Source organism: Mucilaginibacter sp. OK268 (genome assembly GCF_900103125.1).
GTDB lineage: Bacteria > Bacteroidota > Bacteroidia > Sphingobacteriales > Sphingobacteriaceae > Mucilaginibacter.
The window spans coordinates 38,487-55,019 of sequence record NZ_FNJV01000012.1 but is presented as its reverse complement, the minus strand read 5'-3'; the positions used below and the strand labels follow the sequence as shown (position 1 = coordinate 55,019).

General features: G+C 44.5%; 15 protein-coding genes. 9 read left to right on the top strand and 6 right to left on the bottom strand.

What is annotated here, in order from left to right:
- Nucleotides 1-97: 97 nt before the first annotated feature.
- From BLR84_RS26840 to BLR84_RS26830, 3 genes are all read right to left on the bottom strand, one after another.
- A complete protein-coding gene (locus tag BLR84_RS26840) occupies nucleotides 98-667 on the bottom strand; it encodes an anthranilate synthase component II (RefSeq protein WP_090473346.1) in 570 nt (189 codons plus the stop codon).
- A gap of 109 nt (nucleotides 668-776) precedes the next feature.
- Nucleotides 777-2,186, bottom strand: a complete 1,410-nt coding sequence (locus BLR84_RS26835) for an anthranilate synthase component I family protein (RefSeq protein WP_090473345.1) — start codon at nucleotides 2,184-2,186, stop codon at nucleotides 777-779.
- A 232-nt stretch (nucleotides 2,187-2,418) separates the two neighbouring features.
- Nucleotides 2,419-2,847, bottom strand: a complete 429-nt coding sequence (locus BLR84_RS26830; protein ID WP_090473344.1) for a cytochrome B — start codon at nucleotides 2,845-2,847, stop codon at nucleotides 2,419-2,421.
- Between the two features lie 722 nt (nucleotides 2,848-3,569).
- On the opposite strand from BLR84_RS26830, the gene BLR84_RS26825 reads away from it, so the two are divergent.
- Complete coding sequence (locus BLR84_RS26825) at nucleotides 3,570-4,097, top strand: DinB family protein (RefSeq protein ID WP_090473343.1); 528 nt, start codon at nucleotides 3,570-3,572, stop codon at nucleotides 4,095-4,097.
- Nucleotides 4,098-4,335: 238 nt separating this feature from the next.
- Here BLR84_RS26825 and BLR84_RS26820 read toward each other — a convergent pair whose 3' ends face one another.
- Both BLR84_RS26820 and pdhA read right to left on the bottom strand, forming a co-directional pair.
- Complete coding sequence (locus BLR84_RS26820) at nucleotides 4,336-6,003, bottom strand: dihydrolipoamide acetyltransferase family protein (protein ID WP_090473342.1); 1,668 nt, start codon at nucleotides 6,001-6,003, stop codon at nucleotides 4,336-4,338.
- Between the two features lie 38 nt (nucleotides 6,004-6,041).
- Entirely contained in the window at nucleotides 6,042-7,037 is a 996-nt protein-coding gene (gene pdhA / locus BLR84_RS26815) for a pyruvate dehydrogenase (acetyl-transferring) E1 component subunit alpha (RefSeq protein ID WP_090473341.1), read from the bottom strand.
- Between the two features lie 497 nt (nucleotides 7,038-7,534).
- Between pdhA and BLR84_RS26805 the strand changes: the two genes are divergently transcribed.
- The 5 genes from BLR84_RS26805 (at nucleotide 7,535) to BLR84_RS26785 (ending at nucleotide 13,187) form a co-directional block, all read left to right on the top strand.
- Complete coding sequence (locus BLR84_RS26805) at nucleotides 7,535-8,122, top strand: C40 family peptidase (RefSeq protein ID WP_090473339.1); 588 nt, start codon at nucleotides 7,535-7,537, stop codon at nucleotides 8,120-8,122.
- A gap of 40 nt (nucleotides 8,123-8,162) precedes the next feature.
- Entirely contained in the window at nucleotides 8,163-9,353 is a 1,191-nt protein-coding gene (locus BLR84_RS26800; RefSeq protein ID WP_255367054.1) for a CapA family protein, read from the top strand.
- A 58-nt stretch (nucleotides 9,354-9,411) separates the two neighbouring features.
- The gene (locus tag BLR84_RS26795) at nucleotides 9,412-11,757 is read left to right on the top strand and encodes a S9 family peptidase (RefSeq protein WP_090473338.1); all 2,346 of its coding nucleotides are present in this window, start codon (nucleotides 9,412-9,414) and stop codon (nucleotides 11,755-11,757) included.
- A gap of 664 nt (nucleotides 11,758-12,421) precedes the next feature.
- Nucleotides 12,422-12,793 carry an ArsR/SmtB family transcription factor gene (locus tag BLR84_RS26790; RefSeq protein WP_090473337.1) on the top strand — a complete coding sequence of 124 codons (372 nt, stop codon included), beginning with the start codon at nucleotides 12,422-12,424 and terminating at the stop codon, nucleotides 12,791-12,793.
- Complete coding sequence (locus tag BLR84_RS26785; protein WP_090473336.1) at nucleotides 12,747-13,187, top strand: SRPBCC family protein; 441 nt, start codon at nucleotides 12,747-12,749, stop codon at nucleotides 13,185-13,187. The genes BLR84_RS26790 and BLR84_RS26785 overlap by 47 nt, the downstream gene beginning before the upstream one ends.
- 202 nt (nucleotides 13,188-13,389) lie before the next feature.
- Here BLR84_RS26785 and BLR84_RS26780 read toward each other — a convergent pair whose 3' ends face one another.
- Nucleotides 13,390-13,575: a hypothetical protein gene (locus BLR84_RS26780; RefSeq protein ID WP_090473335.1), complete on the bottom strand. Its 186-nt coding sequence runs from the start codon at nucleotides 13,573-13,575 to the stop codon at nucleotides 13,390-13,392.
- A 90-nt stretch (nucleotides 13,576-13,665) separates the two neighbouring features.
- Here BLR84_RS26780 and BLR84_RS26775 point away from each other — a divergent pair, with 90 nt between their 5' ends.
- From BLR84_RS26775 to dinB, 3 genes are all read left to right on the top strand, one after another.
- Nucleotides 13,666-14,604 (top strand): SPFH domain-containing protein, encoded by a 939-nt coding sequence (locus BLR84_RS26775; protein WP_090473334.1) that lies wholly within the window; start codon nucleotides 13,666-13,668, stop codon nucleotides 14,602-14,604.
- Nucleotides 14,605-14,624: 20 nt separating this feature from the next.
- On the top strand, nucleotides 14,625-15,188 hold the full coding sequence (locus BLR84_RS26770) for a DUF922 domain-containing protein (protein WP_090473333.1): 564 nt from the start codon (nucleotides 14,625-14,627) through the stop codon (nucleotides 15,186-15,188).
- A 202-nt stretch (nucleotides 15,189-15,390) separates the two neighbouring features.
- Nucleotides 15,391-16,509 carry a DNA polymerase IV gene (dinB, locus tag BLR84_RS26765; RefSeq protein ID WP_090473332.1) on the top strand — a complete coding sequence of 373 codons (1,119 nt, stop codon included), beginning with the start codon at nucleotides 15,391-15,393 and terminating at the stop codon, nucleotides 16,507-16,509.
- The last annotated feature ends 24 nt before the right edge of the window (nucleotides 16,510-16,533 follow it).

The following is a 16,533-nucleotide window of genomic DNA, read 5'->3' as shown; positions in this document are numbered from 1 at the left end:
GCATGGTGGGTTGGCCCTACGCGCGCTCCTTCGACAAGCTCAGGATGACATCCTTTTTATTTGTGTTAACGCAAAGTTATCATTTTTGCCGGTTGTATTAACTCAACCAGTTATGCATCATTTCCTTGCCGTACTCGGTGAGTATGGATTCCGGGTGAAATTGTACTCCCCGTACATCATATTCGCGGTGGGCCAGTGCCATAATGGAGTTATCCTCCTCGTCAATAGCGGTTATTTGCAGCGTCTGTGGCAGATCTTTGTTGCTCACCACCCATGAATGATAGCGCCCAACCTTAAAGCTGTCTGGCAGGCCTTTAAAAAGCTCCTCCTGCCTGTCGGTTACCTTAATAGGTGTGGCTATCCCGTGCATCGGCTGACTCAGGTTGTATAAGCTGCCGCCAAATACCTCGGCAATGGCCTGTTGGCCCAGGCAAACGCCGAAGATGCTTTTGGTAGGGGCGTATTTTTCGATCACCTCCAGCAGCAAGCCGGCTTCTGATGGTATCCCCGGTCCCGGCGAAAGGATGATCTTATCAAAAGCGTCCACATCGCCAATGGCAAATTTATCGTTCCTCCAAACCTCGCATTGCAGGCCAAGTTCATTAACCAAATGCACCAGGTTATAGGTAAAGGAATCGTAATTGTCAATTATTAATATCTTGTTCATTTTCTTAAATTCTAAATTCTAAACACGAAATCCGAAACTGCGAAGCTCTCTTGAACACTATTGAATATAAACAAATGTGAAAAATCGAAAGTCCGAATTCCGAAATGAGTTACAGTTCCTCCGCCAGTTCTACAGCCCTTCTTAGTGCCGATATTTTGGTATCTACTTCCCTCAGCTCACTTTCGGCTATTGATCCTGCTACAATGCCCGCGCCGGCCTGGTAATGCAGCGTATTGTTTTTGCTGAGGAACGAACGGATCATAATGGCATGATTAAAATCGCCGTTGAAACCCAGGTAGCCGATGGCGCCGCTGTAAAAGCTGCGTTTGGCTTTTTCGTTCTCGTCGATGATTTTCATGGCCCGGTATTTTGGCGCGCCGCTCAGTGTTCCGGCAGGGTAGGTATCGCCCACAATCTTAAACGATGACACGCCCGGCAGCAATTTGCCGCTTACGTGCGATACCAGGTGGATCAGGTGCGAATAGTATTGCACCTCCTTGAAAGCTTTAACATGTACCTGTTCGCAATGGCGACTCAGATCGTTACGGGCCAAATCAACCAGCATCACATGCTCGGCCGACTCTTTGGGGTCGTTCTCGAGGTTGCGGGCTATTTCGGCATCTTTTATATCATCGCCGCTGCGTTTAAAGGTACCCGCGATAGGGAATATACTGGCCACATTGTCCTTGATGGTGATCTGCGCCTCGGGCGATGAACCAAAAATGCGGAAGTCGCCAAAGTCAAAATAAAACAGGTAAGGTGAGGGATTGATAGAGCGCAGAGCACGGTAAACATTAAACTCATCGCCCTGGAAAGTGCGGGAAAAAGCTCTTGATGGTACGATCTGGAAAACATCGCCCCGGTAAATATGCTGCTTCATCTTCTCCACAATGGCAATAAATTCCTCGTTGGTGAGGTTTGATTGCTCGGCATCTGTGCTCTTGAAGTTATACTCGGGGAAGTTTTTGTTTTTGATGAGGTATTCCAGTTTTTCGATACCGCCGTTGGTAGGGCCACCTTCGGCCTGGTTATGGAAAATGTAGAGTTCGTTCTTAAAATGGTCAATCGCGATGATGTAGCGGTACACATGGTACTGCATCACCGGGATCTGCCGGGCGGTATCGTTGCTTTGTTTAAGCTTGATGGTTTCAAAATGTTCCACCGCCTCGTGGGTAAAATAACCAAATAAGCCGTTTGATATGATCTTACCCGGATTGGCATCAGTATCAAAACTGGCTATAAACTGGTTGATCTGATCGATGAGGTCAAAAGACCCTGCTTCCTGGGTTTCCTGGCTGCCATCGGGATATGTTTTTTTGAGGATGCCGTTGTTTAATACCAGGCCGGCAATAGGCTCACAGCAAATATAGCTTAAGCTGTTTTCGCGGCTGTGATAATCGGAGCTCTCCAACAGCAGCGAATTGGGGAAAACATCGCGCAGGCGCAGGTAAATGCTTACAGGCGTGGTGGTATCGGCAAGTAGCTTTTTATGGGTAGTGGTTATTTTAAATTTGTTCATGTTATTTTCAAAAAGTGTATTAAACAAAAAAACCCGGCGAATTGGGGTCGCCGGGTTTCCTATTTAGGTTTACAATTGATTAGTTATCTCTGACTAAAAACGCAACCGGCTGCCAAATTTAATTGGTGCCACCAGCTGTTTTTATGAGTGCTTTTAATCATCGTGGTCACAAATTTAGAAAGAAATTTGAATTGTCAAATTTTTTCTGAAATTATTTATTTGCTAAATCCTATTAGCCACGTGGAATTAATAGAATACCGCTCGAAATAATGATCAAACCGAGTATATAGAATACAAAAATGGCTTTGTGCTTTTCTTCGGGAGTAGTTGCTTTTTTTGATTTGCTATGACCTATAGTGATCAGTACAATAGCAATAATCATCATAACCCAGTGCTCAACAGTAAAATAACGGGTAGCCGGGTTTTTCATGGTATCTTTAGTAAACTGTACAAACGGGCTTACAAAATACAGCACAATACCGATGAGCAACTGCGTATGCACCGAGATCAGGGCAAACAGGTTAAGCTTGCGGTTCCCTTCGGTATAAGGTTTTTTACCGGTAAGGCCAAGAAGTGCCAACAAGGCTGCCACAATAACAAGCACTACTACAATGTACCTGAACCCGGAATGAAGATGCTGAAGAAAGCTATAAAGCGTCATAACGTAAATTTTTGTGTGAATATACAATAAAAGCAAAAAGTGTAAAAGGAAGGTGGTTATTTGACAATAGGTTAACGGATTTATTGTTATTCGCCCGTGATTGCGGGGTAAAAATAAATAGCAAGCCGAGGGAGGGGTGTCGCCCTGAGCTCTGTCGAAGGGTAGAGCGCAGATGCCTGTCCACCATGCTTCGACGGGCTCGGGAAGGGGAGGAAGGAGTTTATGGAACAGACTAATCATCGCGCGTAGAAACCCCTCCCTGCCATTACACCCGCCCATCGCGCCCCTAATAGCCCATGATTAGACATTGTAAGTCGATAACATCACAAAAAGCGGGGCTGTCACCCTGAGCTCCGTCGAAGGGTCGAGCGTAGAGGCTTGCCCACCATGCTTCGACGGGCTCAGCATGACACCCTTTTGAACAAATGTCTAATGATGGGCAATCACCCTCCCGTGGGGAGGGAATTAAAAGTGACACTTTTTTATCCTAAAAATATGGCTTACACTGTAAACCGTTTTTTATGACAAAATAAAAAGTAATGAATTGATTATCAATTCATTAAATAAATGTATACTGTAAAAAGTGTAAACCATGTAAACCCACTTTTGGAAGGAACTATTGTCGCAAATCACCCTGAATTTGTCTTTATTGCCACCTACGTATCCGGGCTAATGTGTCGAACTTTGAACTATCAAAGAACATCATCAGGAAAGAAAAAATCATGGAACAACAAAAAAATGCTTTGGTACAACCCTTGCCGGTCCTGATAGGATCTGTAGCACAGGCGCAGTTGAATTTATTTGAACCCGTTAAACAAAGTGAAGTTAACCGCATCCCTTTTGAGGGTAGCTGGACAGCCGCTGAATTGATAGAGCATATGATATTATCCATCTCGAGCAGTGTAGAGGTATTGAGTGGCCCTGTCCGCGATACCGACAGGGTGCCTGATAGATATGTGCAAAATGTGAAAGACATGTTTTTAGATTTCGACCTTAAGTTTAAATCGGCACCTTCGATCACGCCGGCGACTAAACTTTATGACAGGGATATATTGATCAAAAAACTCAGAACAGTATATAACAGCCTGATCTACCTGGTGGAAACAAAAGACCTGACAGATACTTGTTTACTCTGGGAGTTTCCTACCATTGGTTACTTAACCCGCCTGGAGTGGGCTTACCAGGCCGTTTATCATGCGCAAAGGCATACGCAACAACTTCGGAATATTATAGGGCATCTGGGGATTTAAAAAAAGGTCAGGAACACGCGTCATTTTGAAAAGATGCTCCTATGTTCTTGTTGACTTTTGCAATCTCTCTGTACAGCATAGAAATTATTAATGCTGTGTTTGTTTTAGTAGGTATTAATGAGCTCCCTTCGGTCGGTTGTCTTCATACCTCGCAATGACGCGCTTTCTTGTAAAACAAAAAAAGCGCCGGGTTAACCCAGCGCTTTTTTTGTTCTTATGCTAAATTCCGAAATCCGAATTATATTAACAATCTTACTGGTTCTTCTAGTAATGATTTTAGGGTTTGCAGGAACGCGGCACCTGTTGCGCCATCAACCACGCGGTGGTCACAGCTTAAGGTAACTTTCATTACGTTGCCTGGTACTACCGCGCCGTTTTTAACAACCGGAACCTGTTGAATGCCGCTAACAGCAAGGATACAAGCATTTGGTGTATTAATAATGGCAGTAAACTCGTCAACACCAAACATACCTAAGTTTGATATGGTGAAGGTTGAGCCTTCCATTTCTGCAGGTTGTAGTTTTTTAGCTTTTGCTTTACCGGCAAACTCTTTTACTTCAACAGAGATGTGGCTTAATGATTTACCATCGGCAAATTTAACCACCGGTACCAGCAAACCTTCGTCAACCGCAACGGCTACACCGATGTGTACGTGCTCATTGGTACGGATCTTATCGCCCAGGAATGAAGAGTTAATAGCAGGGTGTTGTTTTAAGGCAACAGCAACAGCTTTAACTACAAAATCATTAAAGGATATTTTAACCGGGGCAATATCATTGATGCGGGTACGGGCGGCAATCGCCTGATCCATATCAATGCTCATGGTTACATAAAAATGCGGAGCGGTAAACAGGCTTTCGCTTAAGCGGCGGCTGATAGCTTTACGCATTTGTGTAACTGCCCTTTCGGTAAATTTCTCTTCGCCGGTATAAGTTGGCAAAGTGATAGGCGCTTTGGCCGGAGCAGCAGAAGCAGCGGCTTCGGTGCTGGCTAGAGCTGGGGCGGCTGTTTTAGCCGGAGCTACAAATCCTTCCACATCTTTCCTGATAATGCGGCCGCCTTCTGCGCTGCCTTTTACATCATTCAGGTTGATGCCTTTATCTTTTGCTATTTTACGGGCAAGTGGTGATGCTTTAACGCGGCTGTCATCAGCAGATGAAGCAACGGCAGCTTCCTGCGCGGCAGGTGCTGAAGTTTGAGCTTCAGGAGCAGCAGCTTCTGCGGCTGGTGCAGCAGCGGGTGCGCTTGCAGCATCCTGTAATAAAGGTGTAATATCGGTGCCTTCTTTACCAACAATGGCTATAATGCCATTAACCGGTGCGGCTTCGCCTTCTTTAGGGCCTATATATAAAAGCGTACCTGCTTCATAACCCACAACTTCCATAGTAGCCTTATCGGTTGCTACGTCGGCCAGTGAGTCGTCAGATTTTACTTTATCGCCAACTTTAAAGTTCCATTTTTCAATAACACCCTCGGTCATGGTATCACTAAGGGCAGGCATACGTATTACTGTAGCCGGTATGCTCGACAGATCAACCTTTGGTGCAGCAGCTGCAACCGGTGCTGGTTGTTTGTCTTCAGCTTTTGCGGGGGCAGCAGCTTCAGCGGGTTTTTCTTCTTTCTTTTCAGCACCACCATCCTGAGCAAGTACGGCTTTGTAATCTTCGCCTTCTTTACCTAAAACGGCAATAACAGCATCAACCGGAACAGCGCTGCCTTCCTCAACACCTATATATAAAAGGGTGCCGTCCTGGTACGATTCAAAATCCATGGTAGCTTTATCGGTTTCAATCTCGGCCAATACATCGCCGGATTTTACCTTATCGCCAACTTTTTTATGCCATTTCGCCAATACCCCTTCGGTCATGGTATCGCTCATTTTAGGCATTTTAACTACTTCGGCCATATACTATTTAATAGAATAAGTTTAATATAAATATAGGATTAGTCTCTGATGTATGGATAATCAGCCTGAACATAAACATCGGTGTATAGCTCAGAAGCTTCCGGCCATGGTGATTCTTCAGAAAACTTAACTGATTCGTCAACCAGGTCTTTTATCTTGGCATCGATCTCTTCAAACCATTTCTCATCAGCATAACCTTTCTCAACTATAATTTGTTTAGTTGTTTCGATAGGGTCTTTGGCCTTGTAGCTTTCCAATTCTTCTTTAGTACGGTATTTTTGAGGATCAGACATGGAGTGACCTTTATAGCGATAGGTACGCATTTCCAAAAAGGTTGGTCCTTCACCACGACGGGCACGCTGAACGGCTTCGTCCATAGCTACGTGTACCGCAGCTGGGTCCATGCCGTCAACAGCTGATGATGGTATACCGTAAGGTAAGCCTAATTTATAAATATCTGTTTGGATAGTAGTACGTTCAACAGAAGTACCCATGGCGTAACCGTTGTTTTCGCAAACAAAAATTACCGGTAATTGCCATAAAGCAGCCATGTTAAAGGTTTCGGTTAATGCACCCTGGCGTACAGCACCATCGCCCATATAGGCAATGTTCACAAACTCGGTACCTTTATATTTTTCGGCGAAAGCAATGCCCGCACCCAGAGGTACCTGGCCGCCTACGATACCGTGGCCGCCATAAAAGTGCTTTTCCTTGTCAAACATGTGCATAGAACCACCTTTGCCTTTTGAGCATCCGGTAGCTTTGCCATATAACTCGGCCATTACCGCATTAGGGGTTACACCTTTGGCAAGCGCATGTGCGTGGTCGCGGTAAGCGGTGATCATGCTGTCTTCCTGTTTAATTACAGACATAGCTCCGGCTAATACAGCCTCCTGCCCAATATACAGGTGGCAAAAGCCCCTGATTTTCTGTTGTCCGTATAACTGTCCTGCTTTTTCTTCGAACTTACGCATTAACAGCATTTGTTCGTACCACATCAGGTAAGTGTCTTTATTAATTTCGATTGAACTCATGTAATTAAAACAATCAATAATCTTGGAGTAAAGCGCAAATCTAAATATATCCGTGAAAATATCGAAACTGCAATGAATTTGTTGTGATGTTTTATCTTTTATTTTAAGAAAGGGCTATAAATGAGCAGCCTTGACCGCGTTTTATGAGTTTAACCAAACATTATATGGCGATATGGTGATATTGCCGAAGCCTTTTTGACACGATAATGCGGTTTAACAGTGTTTTTAAGCATTTTTAGGTTGTTTGTGGTATATAATTTTTACAAAAAAGAAAAAAAACGCGCAAAAAAGATAACCTTAAAAGTATCATAAGCGTAATACTGATGGGCTTTGGTTGATAAGACTTTTAGTATAGATAATTTATTTATATTTTTTGAAAAAAAAGTGCCATTTATTTGCAATTTTAAAAAATATAGATAGTTTTGTAGCCACTGGTGGACATAAGTGTCTGATTTAATAAACAATTTGTTGACCCTAACAACAAACTAACGCGTTAAATGAAGAAAATTACTCTTGCTATAGTACTACTTTTCAGCGTTTTGGCTTCACAAGCTCAAACCGCAAGTACTCCGAACACCACTGCCGACAAGGCTCCTGATGAGCAGGAAAGTTTAGCTAAAACTTATTTATCACAGATCATGGGTGTCGCGTTATCCGCCACCTCAAACATGAAACTTTTTCACTTTGTTTACGATTGGATAGGTACCCCTTACCATTTCGGAGGTGAATCAAGAAGAGGGATCGATTGCTCCGCATTCACTAAAGAATTATACAGCGAGGTTTTTAACCTGGATATTAAAAGAAGCTCACGCGATATTTTCAGCATGGTAAACCCTGTTGGCCGCGATGATCTGAAAGAGGGCGACCTGGTGTTTTTTAAGATCCACAGCCGCCGTATATCACATGTAGGTATTTATTTGGGTAACAACAAATTTGCTCATGCTTCGTCAAGAGGGGTAGCCATCAGCAGCCTGGATGACAATTATTACAGCCGTTATTTTTACAAAGGCGGTCGTTTGCTGGCTTCGTTCAAAAATGAATTTACCGGATCGGCTACCGAAACCGACGACGATAAGAATAATTAAAGAAATTTAATTAAATAACTAATTTAGTCCCTTCATGAACATGATGGGATTTTTTTTTGCTATAAGGTTACAGATCTTGCTTTTAACAGCTTGCTTATTATTGTTTTTGCAGGCCTGCGAAAGCCCGGCCCAAAACAGGCAGCCGGTTGTTAAGCACAAAAAACATCATCCCGCCAAAGTTTTACCACCCCAGATAACACCCGTACAGCGCGACTCCCTTTGTATTGCCGCCGTAGGCGATATCATGCTGGGAACCTCATACCCGGATAGTACCACCTTGCCTCCTGATAGCGGCCGCAACAGTTTTAGAGCCGCTGTCGCCGAATTAAAAAATACAGATGTGGTATTTGGTAACCTGGAGGGCGCACTGGTTGATACCGGCGGCCCCGCGCATTTCAAACTTCATCAAAAAAGCAAAGCTTATTTGTTCCGGATGCCTACACAGTATGCATCGGTTTTAAAAAATGCCGGTTTTAATTTATTGAGCCTGGCCAATAACCACATCAATGATTTTGACGCTCACGGGCGTAAAAGCACTACAAAAACATTGGACAGCCTTGGTATAAACTATGCCGGTTTGCTGATTAAACCTTCAACAGTGTTTGAAGTGAATGGTGTACGCTATGGTTTTTGCTCCTTTGCCCCTAATGCCAATACAGTGTCCATACATGACCTGAAAGGAGCTGCGCGCATTATCAGCGACTTAAAGCAGCGCAGTGATATTGTTATCGTATCATTTCATGGTGGCGGTGAGGGTGTTGATTTTGAACACGTGCCTTTCGCGGTAGAATCTTTCATCGGCGAAAAACGTGGCGATGTACATGCCTTTGCCCACAATGCCATTGACGCCGGCGCCGACCTGATATTTGGTAACGGCCCCCACGTGAGCCGGGCTATGGAAATGTATAAGAACCGTTTGATAGCCTACAGTCTTGGAAATTTTTGTACCTATAAATGTGTAAGTGTAAGTGGTATTTGTGGTATGGCCCCCCTGCTTAAAGTTTACGTAAATAAAAAAGGCGAATTTTTAAGCGGTCGCATTATTTCATTTAAACAGGCGCATGATAAAGGTTTAGTGAGGGATACCTTGAACCAGGCCATGCGCCGTATTCGGATGCTGACGGAAACCGACTTCCCTGATGCCGGTTTGAGTATTGCGGATAGCGGGGAGATAACCGCTGTTTCCCGGTTTGATAATTCACTCACAAAAGTTACAGCGCCAAACCAATAGCTTCAGTAAAAAGCATTAATTTGCATCCTGATTTAAAATTAATCCTGTTCAACAGCGTATGAATAAATATTTATTATCAGTAACCGCTATGGCATTTGTTTGGACAGCAAATGCACAGCAAAGCAACACTTTAACCGATAAGGATTATGCCCATGCCGAAAGTTTCCTGAGCTATAATACCGAGCAATTGGTTGATCACGGCAGGGTAAGCCCCAACTGGCTACCTGGCGATAAGTTCTGGTACCGGGTATTAACACCCCAGGGGAGTGAATTTATTTTGGTTGATCCTGTTAAAAAAACACGTGGTCAAGCCTTTGACCAGCAGAAACTGGCAGTCGCTATATCAACGGCCACCGGCAAAACCTACGAAGCTAACAAGTTACCGTTTCGTACCTTCAGTTTTTCGGACGATCTGAGATCGATCTCCATTAGCGCCGATGGGAAATCATGGAAATGTGATCTGCAAAGCTATCAGTGCACACCGGATAATGCTATGGTTGGCCAAAGCGCCGCGCATTCCCGCAGACGAGGCGGCGGTGATGAAGTGGCTTCGCCGGATGGCAGCCTGGTGGCTTACATCAAGGATTACAATCTTTGGGTGCGTAATATTAAAACCGGGAAGGAAACCCAATTAACAGCTGATGGGATAAAAGATTTCGGTTACGCTACCGATAATGCTGGCTGGAAATCATCAGACGGGCCTATCGTACGGTGGTCGCCCGACTCTAAAAAGATAGCCACCTTTAAGCAGGATCAGCGTAATGTAGGTGATATGTATTTGGTGAGTACCAATGTTGGTCATCCTACACTAAAATCCTGGAAATACCCGCTGCCGGGCGATAAGGAAATCGCAATGATAACCCGGGTGATCATTAATGTAGATGAACCCAAAGTGATCAATATACAGGTCGCTCCCGATCCGCACCGCGCTACCCTGAGCGATGATATTGCCAGCAGCGGTACTTTTGACGATGTGGACTGGACTACCGATGCCTCTAAACTGGCTTTTGTATCTACCTCACGCGATCACAAACAAGAGAAATTCCGTATTGCCGATGCTGCTACGGGTACCGTAAAAGAGGTTTTTGAAGAAACCGTAGCTACGCAATATGAGTCGGGCCAGGGGACTATTAATTGGCGATACCTGGCTAAAACCAATGAGATCATCTGGTTTTCGGAACGTGATAACTGGGGACATTTGTATTTATATGACGCCCTCACAGGCAAGGTTAAAAACCAGATCACCAAAGGTGATTGGGCGGTGACCGAACTGCTGAAAGTAGACGAGAAAAACCGTCTGATCTATTTCCTGGCCGATGGCCGTGAGCCGGGCAACCCCTATTTTAGCCATCTGTACAAAGTAGGCTTTAATGGAAAGGGACTTACCTTGTTAAGCCCGGGAGAAGGCAACCACCAAATTACCCTGTCGCCGGGAGAGAATTATTTTATAGATAGCTATTCAAAAGCCGATGTGCCGCCGGTAACTGTGCTGCGTGATCTGAACGGCAAGCTGATCAGCACGCTGGAAAAAACAGATATCAGCAGATTGCAGGCTTCGGGTTGGAAAGCTCCGATCCCGGTAACACTTAAGGCGCATGACGGCCAAACCGATATTTACGGTTTAATGTATGTGCCAACACAGCTTGATCCTAATAAGAAATATCCGATTATCAATAATATCTATCCAGGTCCGCAAGGTGGTAGCGTGGGTAGCTGGTCATTTGCGTCGGCCCATGGCGATTGCCAGGCGCTGGCCGAGCTGGGCTTTGTAGTAGTACAGATAGAAGGCACCAGTAACCCGCTGCGTTCAAAAAGCTATCATGATATGAACTATGGCCACATGTCTGAAAATACCCTGCCCGATCAGGTTACCGCCATGCAGCAATTGGCACAGAAATATCCTTATATCGATATCAATAAAGCAGGTATCTGGGGACACTCGGGTGGTGGTTTCGCGACTGCCGCGGCCATGTTCCGTTTTCCTGACTTTTTCAAGGTGGGTATATCCGAGTCGGGCAACCATGATAACCGTAACTATGAGGACGATTGGGGCGAACGTTATATTGGTTTGTTAATCCCACAGGCTGATGGTGTATCCAACTACGAAGCCCAGGCCAACCAAAACTATGCTAAAAACCTGAAAGGTAAGCTCATGCTTGCCCATGGTTTGATGGACGATAACGTGCCTCCATACAATACCTTGCTGGTAATTGAAGCTTTAGAAAAAGCCAACAAAGATTATGACCTGGTGGTATTCCCGAACAACGCTCACGGTTATGGTCAAAACTCATACTACATGATGCGCCGCCGCTGGGATTATTTTGTAAAGAACCTGGCAGGTGCCGAAACACCAAAGGAATATATATTAAAAAGCAAGACCGATCCGCGTAATAGTGCGCAGTAAGGAGGCCAAGATAGCAAAGGGGAGGGTGTCACCCTGAGCTTGTCGAAGGGGCGTGCGTAGATGCCCCATTCCACCATGCTTCGACGAGCTCAGCATGACAGCCATTTAAGTCCTATTTCTTAACAAAAAAGGCGGATCAATTGATCCGCCTTTTTTGTTGGCTATATCTAAAAAGTGGGTTTACATGGTTTACACTTTTTGGGGTTAGTATTTTTATATTTAATTGATAATCAAGTAATTAATAATTACTTATGTCATTTTATGGGTTTAAACTGTAAACCATGTTTTAGGGCCTCCGCAAGAAACGTTGAGTAATAATCCATGATTAGGCATAGTGTATTAATAATATTACAAAATATGGCTGTCACCCTGAGCTCCGTCGAAGGGTTGAGCGCAGAGGCCTTCCTCCTATGCTTCGACGGAGCTCAGCATGACACCCATCAAAAGAGCCAAGGCCCGGTGCGATTCCTTCCCTCCGGAAGGGGAGGAAGGGGTTTATGGAATGGGCTAATCCCCGCGCGTAGAAACCCCTCCCTGCCATTACACCTGCCCAACACATCCCTCCCGTGGTTAGGGAATAAAAAGTGACTTTCTAAAAAAAAAATGAAATAAAATTTGCGTCGTCATTTGGCGTTACATATATTTGTCGTCAAATGGCGACAAGATGATATTACGACGAGACATTTTTCAGGCAATAGCCGATCCTACCAGAAGGGCCATCCTGGCACTTTTGGCTTCACAAACCATTACTGCCGGCGCGATAGCCGATAATTTTGATGGCGCCAGGTCCACCATTTCCAAGCATATTCAAATCCTAACAGAATGTGGTCTTGTAGAATCAAACCAAAAGGGCCGGGAGATCTATTACCAGATCAAGATGGATAAAATGACGGAGATTGATCTTTGGCTGGATCAAATCCGCCTGATCTGGGAGGACCGCTTTGACAGCCTTGATCAATATGTAACAAAAATTAAAAACGATAGAAACCATGGAAAAAACAGCGAACCGCGAGATGCGGATAACCAGAACATTTAAGGCCCCCATTGAACTGCTGTGGGAAGTATGGACCGATCCTGAACATATTATAAACTGGTGGGGACCAAACGGATTTACTTCTACCATCCATAAAATGGACTTCAAAGAAGAGGGGGAATGGAATCTGACTTTGCACGGGCCCGATGGTACCGATTATCCAAACAAAAGCATTTACAAGGAAATTATCCCATTCAAGAAAATCGTGTTTGAACACTTCAATCCACATTTTTTTACCACGGTTCTTTTTGAATCCAAAGGCGAAGAAACAGAAATGAACTGGACGATGGTATTCGATACCGCGGAAATACGTGAAACCGTAGTTAAAGTACACAAAGCGGATGAAGGACTAAAACAAAACGTTGAAAAACTGGACGAATATCTTTCAAGGCTATAAAGTGAATTGGAAGGCTAAACTTCTATAAAAAACTTGTCATTTCGAACGAGCCCGTAGGGGGCAAGTGAGGGGAGCGAGGAGAAATCTTTTACGATCTGCAATGCTCCCGCCTGTGTATAGCAGAAGATTTCTCCTCGTACCTCGTTCGAAATGACACTCGGTTTTTTCTAAACTAAAAAAAGCAGAATTTAAAGACGAAGCATCAAGCTTCGTCTTTTGTATTACGTACCAAACTGATCCCCGTAAAGAAAAATAGCAGGGTTATAATACCTACAACAATCAATGTTGTGGTCTGGCTGCTGTGGTTGATGACACCCAGCCCGGTATAAATTAAGCCAATGATACCGAGTACGGTTAATATGGCTCCAAAAGTTCGTTTTAGGTTCATGGTTTTATTGCTGTTTTATAAAGCATTTTTATAAAAACAAATAACACACCAATAATTAATACTACATTTATTTACTAAATATTATCAACCATGACAGCCGAAATTACTTTTGGAATAATTGTACTCATTCTTCTTATTATTTTATCAACCTCGTTTGTGTCTGTAAAACAGGGCACTATAGTGGTAATTACGATATTCGGAAAATACCGGCGGATACTTACACCGGGCCTAAATTTTAAACTGCCATTTATCGAAAACGTATACTCCAAGATCTCTATTCAGAACCGTTCGGTTGAGCTGGAGTTCCAGGCAGTAACGTTTGACCAGGCCAATGTTTATTTTAAGGCCATGCTGCTGTACTCGGTGCTTGATCAGCAGGAAGAAACCATTAAAAATGTGGCCTTTAAATTTGTTGATGAGCGTAACCTGATGCAGGCGCTTATTCGTACGGTTGAAGGCTCTATCCGCGCTTTTGTAGCCACCAAGCGCCAGAGCGAGGTGCTGATATTAAGACGTGATATTGTAGAGCACGTAAAAGAACAGCTTGATCAGATACTGGAGAGCTGGGGATACCATTTACAAGATCTGCAATTGAACGATATTACGTTTGACGATGTGATCATGAAATCCATGAGCCAGGTAGTAGCTTCCAACAACCTGAAAGCAGCCGCCGAAAATGAAGGCCAGGCATTGCTGATCACCAAAACAAAAGCGGCTGAGGCTGAAGGTAACGCCATCAAGATCTCCGCACAGGCCGAACGTGAGGCCGCTCAGCTACGTGGCCAGGGTATTGCCCTGTTCCGTGAGGAAGTGGCCCGTGGTATGACTGTAGCTGCTAAAGAAATGGCCGAGGCTAATATGGACACCTCGGTGATCATGTTTACCATGTGGACAGAATCAATCAAGCACTTCGCCGAAAACTCGCAAGGCAACGTGATATTCCTGGATGGATCAACCGATCAGATGCAGCATACTTTAAAAGAAATGATGGGCTTAAACCTTTTACAGAATGACAAAGTCAAAAAGTAAAAGTTTAACCTGCGTATTTCATGAATGTAAGATGGCTTAAAGAGGCGCTCATAACAGCCCTGTTTTTAATAACGATAACCGGGGCACAGGCCCAACAACAATTCCATCAACTAGCCATTAACGATTTTGGCGGCGCGCCGCGTGCAAACGCACGTGGCGTTGTTGCGTATACCAACTGCACCATTGATTTTAAGTATCAGGCCAACCGTGTAAATGGCGGCTTTATGCTCAATGCGTTTGTAAAGCTGGTACTGAATACCGAAAGATCCTGGCTCGACAGGAGCCGGATAACATCCAACCAGGCGCTGTCCGAAATATTAAAGCACGAACAAGGGCATTATACCATTGCCTATCTCGAACAACAGGAATTACTGCGCGAAATTGGTAAAACCCGTTTCAGTCGCAATTATCAATACGAGGCCATGAACCTGTTTAATCGTATCGATAACAAATACAAGCAGATGAATACCGACTATGACGATGACACCCAGCACATGACCGACCGCGTGCAACAGCATAGCTGGGATGTGTATTTTCAAAAACAATTACAGTTTATGCCGGTGGAAAGCAGGGATGGCCGATAAACCCAACCAACGCGTCATTGCGAGGTACGAAGCAATCTCTATGCTGTACAGAGCAAATAACCAGGTCATTAACTTGAATGGTTAACCTGCCTCCGTAGAGATTGCTTCGTGCCTCGCAATGACGCACGTTTTTAGTTGACGCTAATTAAAGGCTGCATTTTAGCTATTCATTTTAGCAAAGCCTCTCCGTATCTTTGTCCTAATGCCAAACGAACCCACTCAGATCATTCGTAAAATTATCCATATTGATATGGATGCTTTTTACGCGTCTGTTGAACAGCGCGACTTTCCGGAGTACCGGGGCAAAGCGCTGGTGGTGGGTGGTTCGCCGCAAGGCAGGGGTGGCGTAGTAGCCACCGCCAGTTATGAAGCACGAAAATTCGGCGTTCGCTCGGCTATGTCATCAAAAAGGGCGATACAACTTTGCCCTGATGCTATATTTGTACGACCACGGTTCGCGGAGTATGGCGAAGTATCACAAAAGATCAGGGAAATATTTAGCCGATACACCGACCTGATTGAGCCACTGTCGTTAGATGAAGCTTACCTGGATGTTACCCATGATAAACTGGGCATAGGGTCGGCCATTGAAATAGCCCAGCAGATCAAGCAGGCCATTAAAGACGAATTGCAGCTCACCGCTTCGGCAGGTGTATCCATCAATAAGTTTGTAGCCAAAATAGCATCGGATATCAATAAACCCGATGGCTTAAAGTTCATCGGTCCTTCCAGCATCGAAGATTTTATGGAGCAATTACCCGTTGAAAAGTTTTTTGGTGTGGGTAAGGTGACGGCTCAAAAAATGAAACAAATGGGTCTGCACACCGGTGCCGATCTGAAAAAGCTGACAGAAGATGAGTTGGTGAGGCATTTTGGAAAAACCGGCAGGTTTTACTACCAGATAGTAAGGGGTGTGGATAACCGGGAGGTGCAGCCCCATCGCGAAACCAAATCATTAGGTGCCGAGGATACTTTCGCGTACGATCTCACCACGCTGGAAGAAATGGATGCCGAGCTCGACAAGATAGCGCTCACGGTTTATAACCGCCTGCTTAAATATGATCTGAAAGGCCGTACACTCACCCTCAAAGTAAAATACAGCGATTTTAAGCAGATCACCCGTAACCAATCGTTCCCGGAGGCATTTAATGACCTGGAAACCATCAGCCAAACGGCTAAACAGATCATGGCTGCTAATTATACAGAGGATGCCAAAGTGAGGCTGTTGGGTATATCTCTATCAAACTTTGGTGACGTAGTGATTAAATCCAAACAGGAAAAAGAAGCCGGTCCGGGCGATCAGCTGGCACTGGAATTTTAGCCCCTACCCCCTAAAGGGGGAACT